Origin of the sequence: Mucilaginibacter myungsuensis (genome assembly GCF_015222005.1) — a bacterium.
Lineage (GTDB): Bacteria > Bacteroidota > Bacteroidia > Sphingobacteriales > Sphingobacteriaceae > Mucilaginibacter > Mucilaginibacter myungsuensis.
The window spans coordinates 460,542-479,987 of sequence record NZ_JADFFL010000001.1 but is presented as its reverse complement, the minus strand read 5'-3'; the positions used below and the strand labels follow the sequence as shown (position 1 = coordinate 479,987).

Genomic DNA, 19,446 nt, shown 5'->3' with positions numbered 1-19,446 from the left:
AATAGAGATACCAAAATATTAACCAAACCCAAACACTTATGCTAAAGAATTACTTAAAGATCGCTTTCCGAAACCTGTTGCGTGACAGGTCGTTTTCTATCCTTAACCTCCTCGGCTTGGCCATAGGTTTAGCCAGTGTGATTATGATCTTGGGGTATGTGCGGTATGAGTTGTCTTACGATAAGTCTTATAGTAATCACACCAGACTTTATCGCTTGTTGCAAGAAAACCCGCCGGGGTCTGTTGATGAGCTTACGCCCATCGTTAGCGTACACATGGCCGAAGTATTGAAGAAAGAATTCCCGGCTATCGAGGCTTGTTCTACTTCAGGGAAAACGGAGGTCGAATTTAAGTATAAGGGTAATATTGTAAGTTTTACCGCTATAGACGGAGACCCGGATCTCTTGAAGATGTTTAATTACGAGTTTGTGAAAGGCGATGCAGCATCGGCGCTAAAAGATCCTGGTAGCCTTGTGCTGACCGAAAGCTTGGCCGCAAAATATTTCCCGGGGCAAGACCCGATGGGGCAGGTGATCACTGATAAGGATAAGAAAAAACGGCACGTTACCGGTGTTATTAAAGATATACCGGCCAATACCCATCTCAGCGGCGAGGCTGTGGTTAGCCAGGACTGGAAGGATACCGAAGCGTTCCATGTTAACGGTGGTTCGGCCAATGTGCAATATGTGCTTTTGAACAAAAATGCCGATCCTAAAAAGCTCGACGCTCAATTTAGCACCGTCTACAAAAAATATAACTTCCCGCCGGGCACAGGTGTGCGCCTGCAGCCTGTTACCGACATCCATTTGCGGTCGCATTACTTTGGCGAACAGCCCGGTAATAGCGATATTAAGTATATCTATATCTTTTCTTCCATCGCTTTGCTGATCCTGTGCATCGCCTGTATCAATTACGTAAACCTGACCACGGCCCGATCTATGCACCGTGCCCGCGAAATAGGCTTGCGTAAAGTATTGGGCGCACTACGTAAGCAGCTGATCGCTCAGTTCCTGACCGAGTCGTTTTTGTTCTTTGCGGTCAGCACGCTACTTGCTGTAGTTATCGCTTATGCATTGTGGCCCACCTTCTCGGCACGTATTACCGGGTATAGTACTACCATTCCGCTGTTCGATAGTGGGAGCATCATTTTGCTGTTAGTGCTATTGGTTATTGGCGGACTGGTGGCCGGGGCCTATCCTGCATTTTTCCTGTCGTCGTTACAACCTGTTAAAGTCTTAAAAGGTATCGCCAAATTCGGGCTGAATATAAGTTTACGCAAGGGTCTGGTGGTTGTACAGTTCGTAATATCAGGGGTGCTCATCATCGGGACATTAGTGGTTACCCGGCAATTGAATTATATCCGTAATGCCGATCTTGGATTTAAGAAGGACAACCTGTTAGAGATACGCGTTGGCAACCAGTTGCCCAAAATGAAAGCTTTTAAAGAGCAATTGTTACTTAATAAGGATGTTTTGAGCACGTCGGTGTCATCGTGGGTAATTGGTCATACCTACGGGGGGTATAAAAAGGTGCAAGATCCGTCTGATACCACTAAACAGATCAGGACCAGCAGCGTCGAAGTCGAGTATGATTTTTTAAAAACGACAGACATACGCTTAGTGGCCGGCCGCTTTTTCTCGCCCGCTTACGGGCTTGATAAAATATCACCCGATTCGGCCTGGCGCGTTTCTAAAGACATGCCCGATGAGGAAGAGGACCTGTATCGCTCCGGCATGCCTATGGTTGTGAACCAAGCCGCGGTAAAATTACTGGGTTTAAAAGGAGATGTCATCGGACAGGTGATCACCACGAAGCACAGGGGAACCATTGTTGGTGTGATCGATGATTTTAACGGAATGTCCATGCACGATAAGATAGAGCCTGTTTTTCTGTACAGCTGGCCGGATCTGGCTCAAGGGGCACTATTTGTAAAGATATCATCAAAAAACACGCATCAAACTATAGCTTACATCCGATCGCAATGGAAAAAGTTTTATCCTGATTATAAACTGGATCTTAAGTTTGCCGACGATAAATTGCAGGAACTTTATACTGCCGATGTGCGTCTAGGTTCGCTGTTCACCATATTCTCGTCATTGGCAATTGTTATTGCTTGTTTGGGATTGTTCGGTCTGATATCATTGACCGTGCAGAACCGTGTAAAAGAAATCGGTATCCGCAAAGTTTTAGGTGCCAGCGTGGCAAGTATTACCGCCCTTATCTCTGCCGACCTGCTTAAACTGGTGTTGTTGTCGTTTATTATATCATCGCCAATAGCCTGGTATTTTATGGATAAGTGGCTGCAGGATTTTGCCTATCGCATTAATATAGAGTGGTGGATATTTGCTGTTGCTTGTGCAGTGACTATTCTTATCGCATTTGTAACTTTAAGTTTCCGCTCTATCAAGGCAGCTATGGCTAACCCGGTAGATAGTTTGAGAAGTGAATGAGTCCATTTTAAAAAAAATTTGATACTTTAATTATTTATATCCTTAACCAGATCACTATGTTCCGTAATTATTTTAAGATAGCGATGCGATCGCTGTGGCGCGATAGGACCTTCTCATTCATAAACCTGCTTGGCCTGGCGGTTGGTTTAGCCAGCGTGCTAATGATCTTGGCCTATGTGAGGTTCGAGCTATCGTATGATAAGAGTTACTCCAATTCGCCCAACGTTTACCGCCTGACGATGCAGACCAAAGAAAATGGCGAGGATGAGACCCGCCTTGACCTTCCGAGTGGTTTGGCTGACGTTTATAAAAAGGAATTCCCCGCTGTTACGGCTTATAGCAGTGTAAGCAACGGCAAGTTAAAGATCAAGCACAAGGGCGAAATGGTAGAACTTGACCAGATAAGTGCATCGCCCGATTTTTTTAAACTTTTCAATTTTACCTTTTTACAGGGGGCGCCGGAAAAAGCTTTGGCCGAACGGCACAACGTCGTCATCACCCAAAGTACAGCCGAAAAATACTTTCCGGGTGTACCAAATGTGGTGGGTAAAAGCATTTACAGTATACAGGGTAAACGCGATCTGCTGATATCTGGTGTGATAGCAGACATCCCGGCCAATACTCACTTTAAAGCCGATGTGATCTATTCCTGGTCGTTAAACGAGCCGTTAAATTGGCGTGCTTATAGTTCGGTATCTCAATACATATTGCTGAATAATAAGGCGACGGCAAGTGTAGTTCAAGAACAGTTTAAAAGCATCTACAAAAAGTATGGATTCCCGCCCGAGGTTGAAATAGCCCTGCAACCGGTCACTTCCATCCATTTGTACTCCCATACCGAAGATGAAATGATGCCCAACGGCGATATCAAATACATTTACATCTTCTCCAGTATCGCTTTATTGATCCTGTTTGTGGCTTGTATCAACTATATCAATCTTACCACGGCCCGCTCTATCCAGCGTGCGCGAGAGATCGGCGTACGTAAAGTATTAGGGGCGGTTAAACGACAGTTGATCATGCAGTTTTTGTCGGAGTCTTTCCTGTTTTTTGTAGTATGCTCGCTGCTGGGTGCAATATTGGCTAAGGCAGCGTTCCCCATGCTGTCGGGATTGATTGGCCCGGCTGCAAAAGAAGTCTCTTTATTTGATGGTTGGTCGGCTTTGGCCATGTTGTTCATTATTCTGCTGTTCGGGTTTTTATCAGGCTTGTATCCGTCGTTCATATTGTCAAAAATAAAAACCGCCAGTGTAATTAAAGGCACTGTTAAGCTGGGCGTCAACGTTAGTTTGCGCAAGGTATTGGTGGCGGTACAATTTGTGATCACGGGTGTGCTCATCGTTTGCACATTAGTGATCTATCAGCAACTAAGATTTGTGAATAATACCAGACTTGGGTTTGATAAGGATAACCTGATAGCTGTGCCATTTTACATGATGGACAGCCACGTGGCTACCTTTAAAAATGAATTGAAGCAGCATGAAGGCATTAAAGGTATCACCGTTGCCAGTTGGGAAACCGGTGTCCACTTTGGTGCATGGGCAACAATGAATAACGAGACGGATACCACTAAGACCTGGAAATTCCAGTTTGTAGATGCGGATCCCGATTTTATCAAAACGATGGGTATTAAGGTACAGCAAGGGCGCGATTTTTCGCGTAGCATACAATCGGATGTGCTTAATATCGACTCGCTATTTGATAAAGCCAGGGCAGCCGGTAAGGCTGATCATAGCGCATTTATGGTTAGGCGGCCCATTATATTGAATGAGGAAGCCTTAGCCATGATGGGTATTAAATATCAAGATAATTTGCAGATAAAAAAGGGCGCGCTACACGGCACAGTGATAGGGAAAGTGCAAAACTTTAACGGATTGAACCTGCACGAAAAGATTCCTGCGGTAGTTATCCGTTGCAGCGCCAATAAGGAATTCGGGCAAATGTATATTCGCATTTCACCCCAAAATACGCAGCAAACGCTTGCCTTTATTCAAAAGAAATGGTCGCAGTTCTATCCCGAGCAAAATTTCGACTTTAAGTTTGTCGACGACAAGCTGCAACAATTATACTCAGCCGATAAAAAGGTAGGAGAGATGTTCGGTACGTTCGCTGTACTGGCTATTGTAATTGCATGTTTAGGGTTGTTCGGTCTGATATCGCTCACCGTACAAAATCGCGTTAAAGAGATCGGTATCCGCAAAGTGCTGGGCGCGAGTGTCGCTAATATAACGGCACTTCTGTCTGTCGAGTTTCTGCAGTTGGTCATCATATCTATGGTCATCGCGTCGCCCATAGCATGGTACATGATGGACAGATGGTTGCAGGATTTTGCTTATCACATTCAAATTAACTGGTGGATATTTGCATTAGCAGCGGGGATATCTTTGCTGATAGCCTTTGTTACGCTCAGTTTCCGTTCTGTTAAAGCCGCTATGGCTAACCCGGTAAATAGTTTGAGGAGCGAATAGTAAGTCTGAAGCCGAAAGTCAGAAGTCTTAAGTCAAGGGTCCGAAACCTAAGGTTCGAATTGTTCGCACTCTTTCGACTTCGTACTTAAGACTTTTGACTTTAGACTCCAGACTCCGGACTTCCCACCCCAACCTGTATCATAACCGAACGCTTTTGTTGCGTTAGCGTACGGTGTACGGCTGTTACTTCCTTTTTAACTTGTTGATATTCAGTTGTTATTTGGTTTGGTACGTTATTGATGATAGGGAAGTGGTGAATATGGGATATTTTAGAACGATAAACAGTTCAATTATTAATTCAAACCAAACACATTAATGTTATCACTACAACACATATCTAAATTCTATCAGAACGGCGGCAACAAAAACTTTGTGCTGAACGACATTAGCCTTGATATAGAAGAAGGCGAGTTTGTATCCATCATGGGGCCTTCAGGTTCGGGAAAGTCTACCTTGCTGAACATCATAGGCATGCTTGATGAGCCTAACGAGGGTTTCCATTACTTTATGGGGCAGCCGGTACATAATCTTAAAGAGAAACAACGGTCGGCGCTTTACAAGCAGTATATCGGCTTTGTGTTCCAGGCGTACCACCTGATCGACGAACTGACCGTTTACGAGAACATCGAGACCCCGCTGATCTACCAGGATATTAAAGGTGCCGAGCGTAAAGCGCTGGTGGCTGATATGCTGGACCGTTTCCAGATCGTAGGCAAAAAGGACCTGTTTCCGGCGCAACTGTCAGGCGGTCAACAACAGTTGGTAGGCGTAGCCCGTGCGCTGATCGCTCAGCCTAAACTGATATTGGCCGATGAGCCTACAGGTAACCTGAACTCTAAACAAGGCGAAGAGATCATGGAGATTTTTCAAACGCTTAATAAAAGCCATGGTGTTACCATTGTCCAAGTAACCCACTCCGAAAAAAATGCTACTTATGGGTCACGTATCATCAACCTGCTTGATGGTAGGATAGACTCGTCTACCAAACTTTAATTTTGCAATGCGCTACTTTAAATTTTTACTGATACTTATTTTTTGCTCTGCCACGGCCACGGCGCAGACCGACTCTGTTTACACACTACAGCAGTGCATCGATATTGCCATTAAGAATAACCTTGATGTTAGACAAAGCGAGTTGCAAATGGAGCGTCGACGGATCTATTATCAGCAAGCCCGCGAAAACCTGTTACCTACTTTAAGCGGCAATGCCAACCACTCTATCAATAGCGGGCGTAGCCAAACGGCCGATCTTACCTACGTTAACAGGCAGGTATTTAATGGTAGCTATAGCTTGGGTAGCGACGTTACTGTATTTAATGGTTTGGCTTTGATAAATAGCATCAAACAAACATCGTTAGATTACCAGGCCGGCAAATTAGATTATCAGCAGGCCAAAAATAATATCAGCCTTAATGTTATTACCACCTATTTGCAGGTAATGAACAGTCAAGATCAGTACACGCAATCGCAAAACCAGTTGGCCGTATCGCAAAAAACGCTTGAGCGCCGCGAGATCTTGAACAAAGACGGTAACGTGCAGCCGCAAGATCTGTATGATCTGCGCGGCGAAACCGCAGGCAGTAAGATCAATCTGGTGACCAGCAGAAGTGCCATTTATTCCAGCAAATTGGATCTTTTCCAGATCATGAATGTGCCTTTTGATAAAGAGATAGCGCTGGTACGCTTAACTGCTGATGAATTGCCCGGCAATTACGATCTTACGGCAAGCCAGGTGTATAACGCCGCAATATCTCAATTTGCCCAGATCCAAGCTGCCGACCTGCGTGTGAAAAGTGCCGAAAAAGGGTTGGCCGCTACCAAAGGTTACCTGTATCCCAGTTTAGGTTTTAACGCGGGCATCAGTACCCAATATTCAAGCGGGTCTGCCGGTAGTTACGATAACCAGATCCGAAATAACTATGGTACAGGTGTAGGTTTAGGTCTGCGTATTCCCATCCTAAGTAATTTTAGGCAGCGTAACCAGGTATCATTAGCCAAAATAGACCTGCAAAATGCCAGGTACACCAGCGAGGCCACCAAAGTTTCGCTAAAACAACAAATAGAAAAAGCCCACGTGCAAATGACCATGGCTTACGAGCGTTACCAGATCACAGCCGAACAAGTGGCCGCCTTTAGCGAATCTTTCCGTATAGCTGACGTGAAATTTAACGAGGGAGTATTAAACTCGGTAGATTTTCTGAATGCCAAAGTAAACATGGACCGTGCTAAAATAAATCTGATCAATGCCCGCTACGATTACTTTATCCGCACCAAAATATTAGACTACTATCAGGGTAAAATGTCCTTTTGATAGATCTTTAAACAGCCTATCGATCGTTGTAAAATGATCGATGGGCTGTTGTTATTTTAGAGGGAACTCTAATTTAAAAGTGGTGCCCTTATCAGGTTCGCTTTCGATATGGATCTTGCCACCGAGCCTTTCGGTCTGCATCTTTACCATAAACAGGCCCATGCCTTTCCCCCCAACACTCATGTCAAAACGTTTGTAAAGTCCAAATAAGTGTGCCTGTTGTTTTTGCAGGTCGATGCCTTTGCCATTGTCCTCGAAAAAGATAATAGCCTTTGTGCCGTCGGTCTTGCTGGTGATACTGATCACGGGATCCACATCCGCCTTGCGGAATTTGATGCTGTTGACCACCAGATTTTGGAAGATGCTGTATAGGTAGCTTTTGATGCTCATCAGCGTAGGTAGCTCGTTAAAATCGTAGGTGATAATGGCATTATTCTTTTTGATCAGCAAGCTAGTTGCCGATTCTATCTTTTCTACCAACGATATTAGCGACACCTTTTCTAACGTATCATTAGCCTCGCTGCTTACCTGTAATATGTTGTTCAGATCCATAATAATGGTATCCAGTTGAGTTATCGAGGTCGACAACAGTTTTAGGGTCTCATCAGTCTCTTCATTGCAAGGTAAGCCATCTAACAAGTTAGTAAGCCCCTTAATATTAGCAACCGGCGCGCGCAGGTTATGCGATACGATGTAAGTGAACTGCTCAAGGTCTTTGTTGCGTTGTATCAGGTCTTTGGTGACGCGTTCGCGCTCTAACTCGGCCAGTTTTTTATCGGTAATGTTCTTTAAGGATAGTAAAACGCCGATGGATGCGTTCTCCTCGTTAGTTACATTCACCCAACGCACCTCAAACCAAGCCGTGACATTATCAGGCAGGGGATAGGATACCTCGTAAACGATAGGCGACCGCGTGCGTATTTCATCAAATATATTTTCGACACTTTGCCTGCGCGTGATCGATGCATAATGCATAGCGGGCATCCCAGCTTTAAGCGTCTTGTGAAAATGCCGTTCAGATAATATGGCCGCGTTGTTATTGAACGATACCACATTGGCACCGGCATCGAACAGTATCATAGCCAGGTCGGTATTCTCAAATATCGATCTCAAATTAGATTCGGACCGAAGCATGGATGCCTCGGCCAATTTACGCTCGGTTATGTCGCGTATAAATATTGATAGACCATGTTTAGACGGATAGATATGGTTCTCTTGCCAAAGTTGCAGGGGAGCATAATAGTCCTCGTTCCAGGTGTATCGTTGCGTAAGCATGGCCTGCCGGAAAGCATCAAAGGTGGCCGATCCGACGGCCTCGGGAAATACGTTCCAAATGTTTTTGCCGATAAGTGTACGCTGGTCGTAGCCGATCATTTCGCCTATCTGTCTGTTAACATAGGTGTATCTAAAGTCTTTATCCAATGATATAAAGCCATCGGTCATACTCTCCAATATCTCGTCTATGCGGTGGTTGCGCTCCCTAATGCGGGCTTCAGCTTGTACACGTTCGGTCACGTCCCTGAAATTGCAAACGATCGCATTAATGTCCGCGTCCTGTAGTTTATTGCTGATGAGCGATTCTACCCAAATGTAATGGCCTTGCTTGTGTTTAGTACGGTATTGAGAGATGACCGGCCTATCCGGATGCGCGAAAACATCGGCAAAGGTTTGGTTAACGATATCGATATCTTCAGGATGGATTAGGTCTTCTATTTCGCGCTCGGTGCGCTCCATATTATTCCAGCCCACTATCCGCTCGGCCGAGCGGCTGCGGTAAAATACTTGCAGGTCCTTATCAAAAAGAGATATCCCGTCGTAACTATTCTCTATCAGTTTACGGAACCTCCTCTGCTCGGATATAGCGGCTTTATCTTTACTAACAATGCGCCGCTCTAACTCGGCCGACATGCGCGATTTGTGATCATCGCTCAATTTTCGGTACGTGGCATCGCAGGTAACCTTTGTGAAACCCAATAAGCGGCCATTCTCGCTGTAAAGGGTAGTAATGGTGTTATCGGCCCAAAAACGGGTGCCATCTTTTTTTACACGCCAACCTTCGGTCTCATATTTATTGTTGCGCAGGGCCAGGGTGAGGTCAGTATTTGCTACGTTGTGGTGTTTATCCTCGTCGGTATAAAAAACAGAAAAATGCTTACCGAGGGCCTCGCCGGCGGTAAAGCCGGTAATGTTCTCGGCTCCCGGGTTCCAGGTCATAATAAAGCCATTGGGGTCCAGTACAAATATGGCATGGTCCTCTATACTATTGATGATCAGTTGCGATATCTTTTCGTTTAGATGGTTGTTAGAGAAGTTATATAGCTCTGATCCTAAAGTCACCGTGATCTCTTGTTTAAGTCGTTAATATTCCAAATTAGAATATTTTAAATTGGCCTGCAAATTACTATTGCTCAATAGTTAAGTACAGTGGACAACTGATCGTATTGGTTTTTGTTTTGGATGGAGAGTAAGGGTAAACGCACAGAAACAATGGTTCGTCAAATTGTTGATTACGAGATAGTTGTTTGCATTTAATAAAGTACAATTAGCGTAGATATCTGGCCGTTACTTAACCACTTACGATTGCCGATATTTCAATAATGAACAAAATGAACGAAGAATATAGGATGAAGTTTGCCGAAGGCCGCTATGCTTTTAACTCGTTTATAATAATGGCTACCGTTTTTAATACCTGATCCAGGTTAGCATGGTTGTGTGTTACTTTGGACAGCATCACGCCGCCTTCTATTAGGGCGATCACCGATAGCGCGGTCCGCTCAAGATCTATGTCACTTTTAAATTCTCCTGAAGCTGCCCCGGCTTTGATCAGGTTCATGATCGCGTTGCGCCAGCTTTGTATGGCGCTTGCGGCTTTGCCGCGAAGGGGAGGGTTAGTATCGTCGGCCTCAACGGCGGTGTTCAGGATAGGGCAGCCACCTTTAATAAATTCGGAGTGGCCATTAAAACTATGGTAAACGTTAGCGTAAACCATCAGCTTTTCCTGATAACTGCGGCAACGGGCTATCTCTTCGGTAATGGCTTTTTTAATGATGCCGTAGTTATGATCAAAGGCCGCAAGGGCAACTTCCTCCTTGTTCTCGAAATTTCCGTAGATGCTCCCCTTGGTCAATCCGGTAGCTTCGGTAATATCCGACATGGACGTACCTTCGTACCCCTTTACATTAAAGATAGGCGCGGTTGTTTCGATAATGAATTGACGGGTACGCTGGGCTTTAGAAAGTTTCTTGTCCATAATGTAAATATACCATTTAGTATATAAATATTGCAGAAACAAAAAAGGGAACCAGCGGCTCCCTTTTCTATAATATCGTTGGTTTATTGAACCTTGTACCGATAGATGTACCGGCCAATATTGCCGTCCTTATCAATACCTTCAACAATTGCCCTGTAAGATCCTACACCGTCAGAGTTAAAGAAATTAAGTGTAGTTGCTCCGGTCGCTTTATCGGTGGTTACCTTAGGATTCCAGTAAATAGTAGTACGCAGATCTGCACCGCCGGTTGCGGGTTTGGTTACATCATACTTTGGCGAGTAAAATTCTTTGTTCTCTGAATAGCCGTGCGGATCGATCAGTGTTTGGTAAGGCTGCGGGAACATCTTTTGAAGTTCGGCCAGGGATATCTTTTGTCCTTTCGGTTTTTTCTTTTTGTTAATCACAATGATACCAAGAGTTCCGTTACGTTGATTGATACCGCTGGTACCGTCATTAAAGAATACCTCAACGTTCTCCACGTCATCGCCGCTCATAGTGGCCAGGTAGCTCATATCTATCTGCAAGCCGTCAACGTAAGCGTCCATAGGTCGTTTATTACCGGTACTGAAAGCGCGGGTAAGATAAAGGGTTTGATCTACCCAGGTCAATCCCAAGGCCATGCTTTGCAGGCAGCTAATAAAGCTGGGGCACTTTTGAAAACGCGAGCCATCAACAATATGATTAGGCACCGGATTTAAGCCCGTAAGTGATGGATGGCTAAAGTGCCCCAATTGCTTTGGCGTATTGGACGCTTTAATGGTTACCTCGCTCAACTGGCGGGAATTGGCATATATACGCTTATTGTTGTCCAGATAAGGGCGCATGGCGCTATCTATGTTCATTTTTTCATCAGGCAGCGTATTGATACGCGTAATCGCCGGCGACATCACCTGATCAACCATCACCATCAGCGTATTTGGGTTAGGGTTATCCTTAGCGGTAACGGTAGCTTTTAAAGAGTCGCCTACCATAATATTGCTGAACCTGAATTGACCGTCGGAATTGGTAAGCGCCTGCATCGCTATGTTACGTTCGGGCACAAGCAGGCGTACGTTACCTTTAAACACCGGCAGGCCGGTACGGTTACGCAAAGTGCCTGTAACGGAAATACCGTCCTCTGGCATTACGGTCACTTTAGGGTTACGGTTAGCCAAAACATCGCGGAACGAGAACTTGCGATAACCTTGCGTCATCATCAACACGTCCAGGTCGGCATTGGTTGGCTCATCATTTTTGGCCATGTAATAGCCGGGTTTTTCTATGTAGCCTTTAATATCTGATGTTAACAGCAGGTTGCTAAGGATCCCGTTCTCGGCGTCATCTTCCACAGGTACTTTCTTCTCATCTATTACCGATACAGATAGGTTAGCTTCAGTAGGCACACCGCCACTCTTAGCGGTAAGCGTAAGTTTTACGGGCTGGCGACGATTGTACAAAAGTTTATCTGAGGTCATGGTAATGACCATCATATCCTTAGCTTTAACAAAAGCCATACGCTCGCTGATCGGGTAACCGTTAGGGCCGAACAAGGTCAGTTGCACCGTGCCCGATTGAAATTTGTTTTTAGGGATATTGGCAATGTAAACAGGTTTATCAATAACGGTCTGCGCAGCAAAGCGCACAAAGCCACCTGCCTGTGCCACCAGATAAAAGGTCTTGCCCGAATTAGCCTTTAAGTAGGCATCCGTCGACAAAACGCGGATGCTCAAGTTCTCATCGTTATTAGCCGAAACTGTTAATGCGATGCCGCTACCTTGTACACGCGGCAGATCGTAACTGCCTGTAGTACCATCGGCAAAAGTAACAGCCGCTTTGTAGGTTTTGCCCAATTCAGGAGTAAAAGCAACCACACCCATGCCTAAGTGCTGCGAAGCTAATGAGGCTACGGTTTGGCCCGCATTATCGGTAATTGTACCTTTCAAGTCGATACCCAAACCATCCGACTTGATCGCTTTAAAAGCCACCTTGCAGGCAACGCCGGCAAGTAACTGACCGCCTTCGGCAAAAAACTGTACATCCTTATTTGGCGCTGTACTTTTTAAAGGGAACGCAGCGTTGGGGTTTTTTAATTCAGGCACATCTAACGAGGTAAACAATGTGGCCCCGCTTAATGTAATGGAGGGAGTAGGAGGTAAGGTAACGGTAAGGTAGCCTTTGGCATCGGTAGTGCCTTTGCCTTTAGCTATCTCATCATGATTAAATTCCATGCGCCAGTTAACCTTTTTGTTGATATAAGGAGCGCCAGACGCGTCTTTAAATAGTATGTTAGCTGTAACTATTGGCGGTTGTGTACCTGTAGCAGCAGTGTTGAATTTTATTGACGTAAGTACATCGTTATTGATGGGGTTACCTATGGTAAGTACCTTGGTGAAAAGATACGCCGCATCAAAATTCAGCATCCAGTTGGTGTAAGCTCTAAGTCGATAATTGCCTTGCTTATGCACTTTCGGGTCTAAGGGGATCATGCCGGAAGCACTACTGTTTACCAAGGGCAATTTAAGGTTGCTCACTAACGAATCCCTGTCGTTATAAACATCTACATAAACCACCTTGCTAAGTAAGGTGGGCATGTGGATATCTACCGTGGTGTAAACTTTTAGCCAAACGGTATCTCCAGCTACATAGCAGGGCTTATCAAAATGAACGTGGACTTTCTCTAAAGGGTAATCGTTAGAGAACTTTACCGATTTAGTGAGGATGGTATTTAATGAAACGGTATCGCGTTGCGCTAAGGCTGAAACGGCGGTAACCAGCGTCAGGAAAATGGAAAGTAAAAGTCTTTTATAAGTCATCGGTCAATAAAAACAGAATATGGGTCGCTCAATATAGCGTTATATGTTCTACAACGTAAATTAAGCGGGTTTATTTAACAAATTTTTACAAAAATCCCTAAAGGGTAGGCCTTATATGGTTAATACTACTTTTTGCCCGATAACCTGATGATCACCTCGCTGGTATGCGCAATGCCGTAAGTGCTGCCCGGCGTAATGTTAAGATAGGCCTTCATATAGCCTTCCATCAATTTTTTAATGATGTAAGGATAATCTTCAGAGAAAGGCGGATCTAACGGTACCATATACTTGGCGTAGATCATCTTTCCGTTCGCATCCACATAAATGGTAAAGTAATAAGAAAAATCAGCGTAAGCTTTGTTGACCGTTATCTCATACTCCGGCGATAGATAATCTATCGGCGGCGAATCGTTCACCATCTTCTCTTCGGTCGATCTGTCATCGTTTAACACGCGCTTCACCTTCACCATAGGCGATCTGCTGGTAATGCTGACCATCTTTCGTGCGGCAAACGCCTTCGACGGATCTTTACTTGCTTCGGCGGTAAGCCTGCGCACCAATGCCGAATCACGCGGGGTAGCCACTTGCATGCTTAACGGATCCTTATGCAACACATTCCGGATATAGTCATCAGCGTAAAGCATCATATAAACATTAGATGTTTCGTTATGTACCACCTTACCCTCAGTACGTAATACCTGAAAAATTATGCTATCCTTACTGGCATATTTTAAGCGTAGATAAGCCCAGGCGATATTAAAGACCGAATCATGATCATGAATAAGCGGGGTATTCACGAACATCTTTCGCCTTGGGTTATAGATATTGGCTGAATCTTCGGACACGAAAGATAGTCGCCAGTTGGGTTCCAGCATATAGCCTTTCTCGGTAAGCGAGTAACCGGTATTGAAGTATCGCCTAACTTCGGTGTAGCGGATGTTCTGATACTTTTTAAGTGATGCTTGTGGTTTCTTTTTTTCTACCGGCTCCTGCGGTGGTTTTGGCTGGTCGCAAGCGGCCAACAGCAAGCAGGTGAGCAGTAAAATGACGGATGTATATCTATTCAGCTGAAAATTCATGGTGTTGGGCCGAAGATAGCAAACACCGCCCATTTTTTTAATTCCTGTTTCTAAGTTTCGGATGGTTTTTCTGTTGGTTTGGCTTGCACTACTTTCAACCGTTCGTTATCTGCGAGATGTAAGTAAACCTCTTTCTGGGGGAAAGGTATGTCAATGCCGGCCTCGTGAAGCGAATTATAAATATCGGTAAGTACACTGCTTTTTAATTGCAGCCAAAAACCAATGTCGGATGCCCAGAACAGCATCCTAAAGTCGACCGAGTTCTCGTTAAGGTTATGGACAAAAACCAGCGGTGGCGGATCTTTCATGATATCATCGCGGTTGCTGATCAATCCCGTCAGTATTTCCTTCACTTTCGCAATGTCCGACCCATAGGCTACACCAATGATCAGTTCTACCCGGCGGTTATCGTTGCTAAGCGTCCAGTTAGTAACATGGCGGGATATGAGGTCGCCGTTAGGAATGATCACTTCGGCGCCGTCGCTGGTGGCAATGCGGCTGGATCTTATCCCAATATCGGTTATGCGGCCTGACTGCTTATCCACTTCGATGAGGTCGCCTACTTGTACCGGTTTCTCAAAAGCGAGTATCAAGCCCGAAACCAAATTATTTACGATGTTCTGCAAACCAAAACCGATACCCACACCAAGGGCACTTATAATAATGGTCACCTTATCCATAGGCACACCAGATGCTGCAACCGCGATCACAAAACCGGCGGTAAATATACCGATCTTAATAAGCAGCATAGATGTACGGGCTTTGCGTTTAGATACCCCTTCCTCGCGATGTTGCCCGGCAAAATCGTAGAGGTAGGTTATCACTTTAGCTATTATCGACGACAGCCAAAGTACAGCAATGAACATGATGATACTTCCGATAGTGAGCGCGGTTCCCCCGATCTGGTGCGAGCGATTAAGCACATCTTTGATATAATCGAATGCCAGATCCTCGATGCTTAAATTTTGCGTAAGCATGATCACCCAAAGCACCACGGCAATGAGGTTGAGGATACTGCGCAGTTTTTTTTGTAGAATTTTAAAATCGAGATACGAACTGATGCCGTTATTTTTTTTGTTGGCCTCTAGTTGCAGAAAAAGGCTTTCCATAATTATCTGTACCATCAAATAAAGCCCCAGGGCCAACCAAAGATTGTATACCGATACGATCCCGATGATCTTAGCCAGACTGAACCGGCCTAAAATGTTACAGATAATGGATGCTATCTGCAAGCCGATAAAAATTCGCAGGATATTGCGCGTGTATGGCAAGTATTGCTCGGGTGTTTGTTTTACGATGTTTAAAAAACGTAACGCTACTAAAACAGCTCCAATGGACAATAGTAAAATACCCAGCCTATCAGTATTAGATACTTGTATAAATAAATTACTTATACTGAATGCCACCGTGATCCAAAACAATGGGTGCAAAAAACTGAATATGCTCGTACGATCTGTCTTTTTCACCAGAAAAAGGGTAGCCATCATCATTACCAGAAAAATACTCTCCAAAAAGACCACCGGCGGATGATCATAAAAATTCGGAGCGATAACAGTTGCTATCAGCAATGATGCCATAAGGGGATAACGCGATGCATAGGTTGTCTGAGCCAATATTTCGCGTGGGGAGCCCCGCACCAACATCACCTTTCGGCGATTAAAATATATCCAGATAAAGAAGATAACGAACAACAATACGCTGCAAAGGTGTATCAGGGTATCCCGGTTAACCATAAAGTTGAGCAATTTGGTGTTCATTGCTATGGATGCATTCATTGCAGATGCGAAAGTGATGCCCGGTGCCGGTCCCATGTTCCAGATGTAGCTAACCTCGCGGGATAATGCCCTGATACCAAAATTATGGATGTTGGTGTTGACCTGGTCTTTATGGTCCAGTATGGTGATATAAACTACGGCTACCCTATTTTGCAGTAAGCCAATTCTGATCAGCAATTTTTTGTTCAGTATATCTAACTGTTCCCATTTTCTCTCAATAGCAGCTTTTTGAGCCAGTAGTGTGATCAATAATGTACTATCGGCAGGTATACCGGATAACAACGAATCTTTGTGCATCAACTGTAACTCTTTTTCGGATTGGATAAGCTTGGCGCTCATCTCCGAAAGTTTGTCCTGCCATTCGTCCAGCTGATCATCGCTGCGGGTAAGCAGATCGCGAATGGTGTAGAGGTAACGTAAATTACTGGAGTTATCGTTATCGATCAGTTTCTTGATGGTGACCAGTCTTTTCTCAAAGCGGGGGAGCAGCTGGCTTATCTCGGCGGTATCTATGCCGCGTGTAAGCCCGTTCTTTATCCTACTAAAATTGGTATTGTAATACTCTACCTTTTGTAAAAAACTATTTACCGAAGTATCCGAACGCTTTAGTGTACGCATTAAAGAATCCCGCTTAAGGATACTTTTTCGTAATGAATCACGTACCGAAGTCGCTTTTTTTGACCGGACCTGCGCATTAGCATCATAATGAAAAGTAATGAGCGAAAATGCCGTGAGGAATAGGTAAAAGATCGGTCTGCGCAGCTTTATCATGATAGTCAACCGCTTAACGTGAAAACATAGCAGATCGTTTTAAAAAATCTATTTCTTTAACTATAACGCCTCATCAATTATGTTAATGTTTGTTAACAAACATGCCTGCTGTAACAATTTTTACCGATGTTTATCTTAATAATAAACCGCACAATGAAACCTTATATTTACCTGACACTATTTTGCCTGCCTTTTGCCGCTAAAGCTCAAAAGCTGAATATCCCTAACGGACATACTTTTGAAATAGCCACGCACAACAAGCAAGGTGGCACCTTTAAAGACGACCAAAAATTCACCTACGCCTTTAAGTCTTTAGGGAAAGACAAAGCCGGAAACAATATCCTTGAAGCGAAATTAGTGAACATAAGCATCTACGACTTTTATGCTAAGAAAACCCTGTTAAATACTGACTCTATCAAGAATACCGGATTTTATACCACTGCCGTTATTGGTCCCTTAGCTATGCTGAACAAACCGTTTACCGTGACAATGAGCCCGAAAGGCGAGGTGGTTAGCATCACCGGCGCTAAGGAAGCTTTACAAGCCGGATTAAAGGCTTGGGATGTGGAAGATGATATCACTAAACAACAATTGGCCAACCAGGAAAGTGGCCTAAGGCAAACGATAGCTGATATGTTCTATACCGGCTCGTCGGATGCAAAGACCGCTACGCCAAAGCGAGGTCCGGAAGCGAAAACGACTGATGCACCTTTCAAGCAGATCAGTACCACGGCTAATACGGTCACCATGCAGTCGACCATAAAGAATGATAGCACCAAATTTGTTAAACGTTATGTGCTTGACGCAAAGACCGGCCTGGTGCAAAGCGCCCTTAAAAAGCAAGACACCAAATACAAAGTAGGCCCCGAAGCTAATGTAAAAGGTAACGTGATGGATATACAGGTGGAAAACACGCAAACCCTTAGCGCGCCGAAAGTACGTAGGCCGATCGATACCGCCTGGATGAATATGGCGGTCAGGATGAGTTCGTGGAGTAATTCATTAAAGAAAGGCACCGCACCTGATTCTGCCAAGATTTATAAAATGGCCAAAAATATGGATCAGCGTTTGGCTAATGATCCGTATTACGTAAAGGCCGTGCTGTCGGCTGTCCAAAGCATCAGGGGCAATCACGGTTATAAAGTTTATGATAGCCTGCTGGTAAATACGCCGGATAAGTTCATAGAAGGCGACAGGATACATCTGCACAATAAATTAAGTAGCGCTTTAGAAAAAAAAGGGCCGCAATATGCCTATCAAACTACTTTACATGCTTCTAAGACCGAAGCTTTTGAAAGTTGGGTGGATCATTCTTTTTCGCAAGGTTTTACCGACTGGGATGCTGAAGATATCGACGACCGCGTAGCTTATGACCGACGCAAAAAAGACCATTACGAGCTATTACGTTTAGGTATGGCGACCAAAGATCCAAAATATACTGAAGTGATCCGACCATTATCGTTATGGGCTACGGCTAAAAAGCAAAGTAACGACGCTGCTCTGTTAAGTAGGACCGCCGACGAGTTTGCCAAGATGACCGACAAAGAGATACTTGCAGGTAATGGTAGCCGGTACGCTTTGTTGGTTTACCAATTGCTTGCAAAAACAACGGATACCGCTAAATCTAACGCCTATCTCGCCAACACGATAGCCCGCTTACAACGCTATGCCGACGACACCACCAACACCCGCCGCTATGCCGATCAAAATATGTTGGCGGGTGCATATTACTTAAAGTATTTGGCCCAGGAGAAAGCGGGTGATGCCAGTGCGGTTAAGTCCTTAGCCATTGCTGCCAAGTATTCGCCGCGTTCACCAAAAGAGAAGGCTTACACCAGTTTTTATGACAGGGTTTTTCTGAAGACCAAAGAAAGCTATCGCGAATTGTTCATCGAGAAATTATTGAAGTCTGGCAATGAGGATGAAGCCCTGGCGATGTTTGCCGAGCATGTAAATGCCATGCCCGAGAACATTGAGGAAACAAAGAAATTGTATACCCAAAAGTTTCCGGACAGGGATTTTAAAAAGTTCTTCACCGACAAGATCATGACCCAATGGGCCATTGCGCCTGACTTTGCTATGAAGGGTTGGGACGGCAAACCGTACGCCCTTGCCGATCATAAAGGCAAATGGCTGGTGCTTGATTTTTGGGGAACCTGGTGCGGCCCATGCCGCGAGGAATTGCCCGTGGTAAACAAATTCAGTACCGAGGTTGCTGAAGGAAAATATCCTAACGTGGATTTCCTGAGCATATCTTGCTATGATACCGACAAAAAAGTAAAAGATTTTTTAGAAGAGAATAAATACAGCCTGCCGGTAGCCATGTCCGACGGTAAGGTACAAGGCAACTATAAGATCAGCGGATACCCGTCAAAGATCATCATATCACCTGAAGGGAAAATGATCAAGGTTGATTTTGGTAAAGATTGGAGAGGGGTGATCAAGAGTTTCAGCGCGATGTAGTTGCTGAAACAGAAAAGCCGCTATAAGTGATCATCACTTATAGCAGCTTTTTTTATTGGTCTTTTA

At 44.6% G+C, this 19,446-nt stretch carries 10 protein-coding genes; 5 read left to right on the top strand and 5 right to left on the bottom strand.

The window, feature by feature from the left end:
* The first annotated feature begins 38 nt into the window (after positions 1-38).
* The 4 genes from IRJ16_RS02030 to IRJ16_RS02015 all read left to right on the top strand — a co-directional run bounded on the left by IRJ16_RS02030 (position 39) and on the right by IRJ16_RS02015 (position 7,229).
* Positions 39-2,450, top strand: a complete 2,412-nt coding sequence (locus tag IRJ16_RS02030) for an ABC transporter permease (RefSeq protein ID WP_194109844.1) — start codon at positions 39-41, stop codon at positions 2,448-2,450.
* Positions 2,451-2,506: 56 nt separating this feature from the next.
* Positions 2,507-4,918 (top strand): ABC transporter permease, encoded by a 2,412-nt coding sequence (locus tag IRJ16_RS02025; protein ID WP_194109843.1) that lies wholly within the window; start codon positions 2,507-2,509, stop codon positions 4,916-4,918.
* Positions 4,919-5,233: 315 nt separating this feature from the next.
* A complete protein-coding gene (locus IRJ16_RS02020) occupies positions 5,234-5,911 on the top strand; it encodes an ABC transporter ATP-binding protein (RefSeq protein WP_194109842.1) in 678 nt (225 codons plus the stop codon).
* A 7-nt stretch (positions 5,912-5,918) separates the two neighbouring features.
* Complete coding sequence (locus IRJ16_RS02015) at positions 5,919-7,229, top strand: TolC family protein (RefSeq protein ID WP_194109841.1); 1,311 nt, start codon at positions 5,919-5,921, stop codon at positions 7,227-7,229.
* Between the two features lie 51 nt (positions 7,230-7,280).
* Here IRJ16_RS02015 and IRJ16_RS02010 read toward each other — a convergent pair whose 3' ends face one another.
* The 5 genes from IRJ16_RS02010 to IRJ16_RS01990 all read right to left on the bottom strand — a co-directional run bounded on the left by IRJ16_RS02010 (position 7,281) and on the right by IRJ16_RS01990 (position 16,917).
* A complete protein-coding gene (locus tag IRJ16_RS02010; RefSeq protein WP_194109840.1) occupies positions 7,281-9,566 on the bottom strand; it encodes a PAS domain-containing sensor histidine kinase in 2,286 nt (761 codons plus the stop codon).
* Positions 9,567-9,873: 307 nt separating this feature from the next.
* Positions 9,874-10,479, bottom strand: coding sequence for a TetR/AcrR family transcriptional regulator (locus tag IRJ16_RS02005; protein WP_194109839.1), 606 nt, complete (start codon positions 10,477-10,479; stop codon positions 9,874-9,876).
* 83 nt (positions 10,480-10,562) lie between these two features.
* The gene (locus IRJ16_RS02000; RefSeq protein ID WP_194109838.1) at positions 10,563-13,292 is read right to left on the bottom strand and encodes a carboxypeptidase regulatory-like domain-containing protein; all 2,730 of its coding nucleotides are present in this window, start codon (positions 13,290-13,292) and stop codon (positions 10,563-10,565) included.
* Positions 13,293-13,417: 125 nt separating this feature from the next.
* Positions 13,418-14,371: a hypothetical protein gene (locus tag IRJ16_RS01995; RefSeq protein WP_194109837.1), complete on the bottom strand. Its 954-nt coding sequence runs from the start codon at positions 14,369-14,371 to the stop codon at positions 13,418-13,420.
* A 50-nt stretch (positions 14,372-14,421) separates the two neighbouring features.
* A complete protein-coding gene (locus IRJ16_RS01990) occupies positions 14,422-16,917 on the bottom strand; it encodes a mechanosensitive ion channel family protein (RefSeq protein WP_194109836.1) in 2,496 nt (831 codons plus the stop codon).
* 153 nt (positions 16,918-17,070) lie between these two features.
* Between IRJ16_RS01990 and IRJ16_RS01985 the strand changes: the two genes are divergently transcribed.
* Positions 17,071-19,380: a redoxin domain-containing protein gene (locus IRJ16_RS01985; protein ID WP_194109835.1), complete on the top strand. Its 2,310-nt coding sequence runs from the start codon at positions 17,071-17,073 to the stop codon at positions 19,378-19,380.
* Positions 19,381-19,446 lie beyond the last annotated feature (66 nt).